The following is a 5,026-nucleotide window of genomic DNA, read 5'->3' on the forward strand; positions in this document are numbered from 1 at the left end:
CCCCAGGAACTCACCGACGCCAGCGGCACCCTCGCCTGGTCCGCCCGCTATCGCGCCTACGGCAACCTGGCCCGCCTAGACGTCGAGCAGATCGCCCAACCCCTGCGCTTCCAGGGCCAATACCACGACCCCGAAACCGGCCTCCACTACAACCGCCACCGCTACTATCATCCAGAGACAGGTAGCTTCATCACCCCTGACCCCATCCGGTTGGCGGGTGGGTTGAACAGCTATCGCTATGCGCCCAACCCCACCGGCTGGGTGGATCCACTGGGGTTGGCGAATGTCAGGGGGCAGTGTCCGGGGCTCGATAGCGGTAAAAGAGAGGACAAGTACTACGACTCAAGGAGAGAGGCGTTTCGAAAAGCAAAACAAGATGCCGGCATTCCTGTGACAGCCCCACCCTTAAAAATAGGCAGAGTAGAATTAGAGCGCGCGGGCGAAACAGTTTACGAGAACCACAGACCCGTCTTAACCCGTGAGTATCACTATCAAAACATCCATGGTGAAAATGTTGTAATTCAAGAACATTCTAGGGGCCACATAGAGTTCCCTGCTGAAACGGCCGCTGGACAGCCGCACTTTAATGTAAGAGAGTACAACCCAGCAACTGGAAACGGCTATAGAACCAAAACCCTTAAACTGGAAGCCATCGCCAAACACTATGTCTTCAAATGAATTTAAAGAGCTAATTACAGTCGCGGCATCGAAAGAATACGAAAGCATATTCGGAGAAAGCTATCCTTCGACTATATATCTAGAAAATATTTACGTAAAAAAAACCTCCACTTACCTCGATTTTTACGCCCCCCTTAAAGGCATGAAAACCCCCAAAAGGTGGCTGGAAAAAAGCTATGATTACTTTAGATTTAGAATCTACCTAGTAAGAACAAAAAGCATAAAAATAGAAAACCTTCCTGCCAATGGTTGTATCAGCTTTTTATTGGAAAAAAACCGAATAAGCCTTGAAAGCAGCTCGAAGTGCAGCTTAAAAATTCAGTACGAAGAGTTGCTATTAGCGAAAATTGAAGGCTATGAAGAAGGCAATGAATGAATTGACATTAAATAATCCATAGAAATACTATTCGGCAATGTAGCTGCTAGCAAATTCATTAAATAACTCCCAATCACCACAAGCTCCTGTCAGCAGCTTAGCCAAGTGCTCGAAGAGCTGGCGGCCTAGACGGATTGACCATAAGCATTCAGGGCAACCTCGTCCGCGCTCAGGCGCTAATCACTCACTACCGCTACGACAGCCAGCACCGCCTTATCCTGGCCACCCTGCCCGATAGCAGCGAAGCCCACTAACGCTACGACGCCTTCGGCCGCCGCATCGCCAAGACCGTCGCCGGACGCACCACCGAATTCCTCTGGCAAGGCGACCGCCTGGTCGCCGAAAGCGGTCCGAACGGCTACCGCAGTTACCTCTACGAACCCGGCACCTCCCGTCCCCTGGCCCTACTGGTCGGCGAAGGCCCCGAGGCGGTAACGCCCTACCACTACCACCTCGACCACCTCGGCACTCCCCAGGAACTCACCGACGCCAGCGGCACCCTCGCCTGGTCCGCCCGCTATCGCGCCTACGGCAACCTGGCCCGCCTGGACATCGAGCAGATCGCCCAACCCCTGCGCTTCCAGGGCCAATACCACGACCCCGAAACCGGCCTCCACTACAACCGCCACCGCTACTATCATCCAGAGACGGGGAGCTTCATCACCCCTGATCCCATCCGGTTGGCGGGCGGGTTGAACAGCTATCGCTATGCGCCCAACCCCACCGGCTGGGTGGATCCGCTGGGGTTGGCGAATGTTAAGGGGCAGTGTCCGGGTGGTGAAACCGGAAGACAGGACACTCCACCAGCGGTTAACACCGGCGAGCCTGGAGCACCCGACCCGCAGCTCACCGCTGAGCAACGTCGCGCCCGGATCGAGGAACTATCCGAACAAAATGCTAAACGGCGGGTGTATGAGATTGAGAAGAAGTACAACATGCATACCATTGGCAAGCACGGGCCTGAGATTCCTGATGTTGTGATGAGACAACGTGCAATTGATGGAACTGACCCTATTACTGGGAAAAAATCAAAAATCAACAAAAGCTCTCAATTCCATTCATGGAAAATTCAGCTGAACACACTTAATGAAGCCCTAACAAGAAAAACCAGGAATTTAGCCACAAGCAACGGGAAAGACTCAAACCAAAATCCAATATTAAAAATGGAATACCCCAACTCCGGAAGAAGTTACAGGCCAAACAAAAAGGACATTCAAAACCCTTCACTTAACGAAACAATGAACAGCACAGAAGTAAAATTTGACTCCAAAAATCCTGACCGCCCCTTCACCGCATTTCCTAGCGACTAAAGTTATAAAAATGCTAAAAGACCCAGACCTTGATATACCTTACCAGCCAACTGTAAGTTGGCTATTAGCAGGAATAGAAATCTATTACAGAGAGGAGACTCTTGGCGAGGAACTCTGCAAATACAATCCAAACGATAAAAAAGACAGAGAGGAAATAATAAAAAAATATATCCTACCAGAAAAAGAACACCTTTCTTATAGGCACAGATTTTTACTCATAGAAGAATTAAAATCATGCCTACAGCAATCAGACTATGACTTCGAACGTTTTTTTGACCCTTATATAACTTGCGAAGATCATACCTCCATCGCCTGGGACAACAACGAAATAGATTCTCCGCGCAGCTTCTTCGAAGACATCTATAGATATGCATGGGAGGAATGGAAGGAAGACCTCCAAAAAGCCGCATCCGAGGACCCTACCACTTGGTGAAAGCTCAGGACGGACATCACCCCACAAAAATAAGAAACAGTTAAAACCCAAAACCAATAATGATCAAAACGCTGAGTCAGTCCTACCAAAGCCAGGACTCAGCTATTTAGCGGTTCATTCCTTTCCATCGTCTGGACGTCGCACCAAATTAAGGAAGGGCCGGATTTGTAGTAGGCGTACTTGTCAATGTAGGAACCGACTTCCATCGGTGGACCTGCCGATGATACTGGGACCGTTGGCTGTCTATGCCACCGCGAATTAAGCATATCGACATAGAGCTATTCGCAGGGATCATAATTCATAATGGAAACTTTGTTTCTCTTCAGGACACAATAACGAATAGACTAAAATAACAAAAAGTTCTACTTCGTTCTTTAAAATTCGAAAAGAAATAGATCAACGGGCTCTTAGCGAATCGCTTGTTCGCCTTGAACGGCGAACTGCCGGAATCCTTCGCCCATGACCCGGCCGGCACCTGCTGGGCGGCGGCGAGGCCAGCAGCATCCAGGGTAACCGCCCGGTGCTGCACGGTGATCGCCACCTGGACTACGACGCCCACGGCAACCTCGCCCGCCTGGACATCGAGCAGATCGCCCAACCCCTGCGCTTCCAGGGCCAATACCACGACCCCGAAACCGGCCTCCACTACAACCGCCACCGCTACTATCATCCGGAGACGGGGAGCTTCATCACCCCTGACCCCATCCGGTTGGCGGGTGGGTTGAACAGCTATCGCTATGCGCCCAATCCCACCGGCTGGGTGGATCCGCTGGGGTTGGCGAATGTTCAGGGGCAGTGTCCTAGTGGTGAAAACGGAAGACAGGACACTCCACCAGCGGTTAATACCGGCGAGCCTAGGGTGCCATCACATGGCGCAGGAAATAGTGAGTATTTGTACCGTGGCGATACGAGAAAGCCAGAAATAGTTTTTAATGAAGGCTTTCAACCATGGGGCACCAGTGAAGACCTATTGGCACATACATTTGACGCTCAAAACCCACCGAGCATATTTGTTAGCACATCTAAAAACCAAGAAGTAGCAATTGATTTCGGCACTAGTTATAGGACAAAAAAGGGATACCTATACACGATAAGAAAAATCGAGGGAAAAGACATAAATAGAGAACTTGAAGGGCTAGTACCTTTCCCTGAGGAACAGGAAATAGCGATTAAGGGCGGAGTCAAAAAACATGAGATTCTAGGGGCCACCCCTCTAAATAAAGACGGCAGCCCTGTAGGATACTCCGTCCTAAACCCTAACAGGAAACCGTAATGGATAAGATCGAAGTAGATGCTATAAAAGATGGAAAGCGGGAGAAGCTAACTATTTTTTATATCACACACCCTCCTACTGTGAACTTAAGGCTTAGCGACGGCAAGGAGATTACCAGTGAAGGCAGCACCATTTTTGATGCCTTCATGAAAATCAGGAAAAAACTCCCTGAGTTTATCTTCCAATGTAAAGGTGCTCAATTGAATGTTCATCCTTCAAGCATGTCCAGCCAAATGTCTAACGGACTAGCCGCTTATGAGCTGCAGCTGGGAAAGCCGGCACGACGCGATGACATCGTTAATATATTCGCACCAGCGCAGGTAGATGAAGCCATAGACCCTGACATTCAAGTCGAATTCTTTAAAAAATGGCTATCTTATTTCCGCAAGAGAAAAAACTAAGAAGGTGCGATCAAACATAGAACTTTTAGGAACTTCACCTTGAGACCATCTTGGCAGAGATTCGATATCTGATGCTTTAAGAGAATCCTGTCAACGTCCTGCCGGGCAGTCGCGAGGCCGGCAGCGTCAGGGAAGACTCGTCCGCGAACACCGTAGCCGCGCCCAAGCCCTGGCCCTGGCCACCCACTACCGCTACGACGCCTTCGGCCGCCGCATCGCAAAGACCGTCGTCGGACGCACCACCGAATTCCTCTGGCAAGGCGACCGCCTGGTCGCCGAAAGCGGGCCGGACGGCTACTGCAGTTACCTCTACGAACCCGGCACCTTCCGCCCCCTGGCCCTACTGGTCGGCGAGGGCCCCCAGGCGGTAACGCCCTACCACTACCATCTCAACCACCTCGGTACACCCCAGGAACTCACCGACGCCAGCGGCACCCTCGCCTGGTCCGCCCGCTATCGCGCCTACGGCAACCTGGCCCGCCTAGACGTCGAGCAGATCGCCCAACCCCTGCGCTTCCAGGGCCAATACCACGACCCCGAAACCGGCCTCCACTA

General features: G+C 51.2%; 5 protein-coding genes and 3 pseudogenes. 7 read left to right on the plus strand and 1 reads right to left on the minus strand.

The genetic code is table 11. The features are described from left to right. The 4 genes and pseudogenes from FAZ11_RS24425 to FAZ11_RS24440 form a co-directional block, all read left to right on the plus strand. The coding region (locus FAZ11_RS24425; protein WP_193557486.1) for an RHS repeat-associated core domain-containing protein at positions 1 to 678 on the plus strand (678 nt) is incomplete at its 5' end. Next, entirely contained in the window at positions 665 to 1,054 is a 390-nt protein-coding gene (locus FAZ11_RS24430; protein ID WP_137279398.1) for a hypothetical protein, read from the plus strand. The genes FAZ11_RS24425 and FAZ11_RS24430, both read left to right, overlap by 14 nt. Positions 1,055 to 1,206: 152 nt before the next feature. Next, positions 1,207 to 2,364, plus strand: a pseudogene (locus FAZ11_RS24435) (RHS repeat domain-containing protein); the annotation flags it as partial. 10 nt (positions 2,365 to 2,374) lie between these two features. Next, entirely contained in the window at positions 2,375 to 2,797 is a 423-nt protein-coding gene (locus FAZ11_RS24440; protein WP_081049637.1) for a hypothetical protein, read from the plus strand. Between the two features lie 322 nt (positions 2,798 to 3,119). Here FAZ11_RS24440 and FAZ11_RS24835 read toward each other — a convergent pair whose 3' ends face one another. Then, positions 3,120 to 3,422 (minus strand): hypothetical protein, encoded by a 303-nt coding sequence (locus FAZ11_RS24835; protein ID WP_167497032.1) that lies wholly within the window; start codon positions 3,420 to 3,422, stop codon positions 3,120 to 3,122. Between FAZ11_RS24835 and FAZ11_RS25675 the strand changes: the two are divergent. The 3 genes and pseudogenes from FAZ11_RS25675 to FAZ11_RS24455 all read left to right on the plus strand — a co-directional run. Beyond that, positions 3,345 to 4,070 (plus strand): annotated as a pseudogene (locus tag FAZ11_RS25675) (RHS repeat-associated core domain-containing protein); the annotation flags it as partial. The gene FAZ11_RS24835 and the pseudogene FAZ11_RS25675 overlap by 78 nt on opposite strands. Beyond that, on the plus strand, positions 4,070 to 4,471 hold the full coding sequence (locus FAZ11_RS24450; protein WP_058772168.1) for a hypothetical protein: 402 nt from the start codon (positions 4,070 to 4,072) through the stop codon (positions 4,469 to 4,471). The pseudogene FAZ11_RS25675 and the gene FAZ11_RS24450, both read left to right, overlap by 1 nt. Positions 4,472 to 4,589: 118 nt before the next feature. Then, positions 4,590 to 5,026: pseudogene (locus tag FAZ11_RS24455) on the plus strand (RHS repeat domain-containing protein); the annotation flags it as partial.

The organism is Pseudomonas rhizoryzae, from assembly GCF_005250615.1.
Taxonomy (GTDB): Bacteria; Pseudomonadota; Gammaproteobacteria; order Pseudomonadales; family Pseudomonadaceae; genus Chryseomonas; species Chryseomonas rhizoryzae.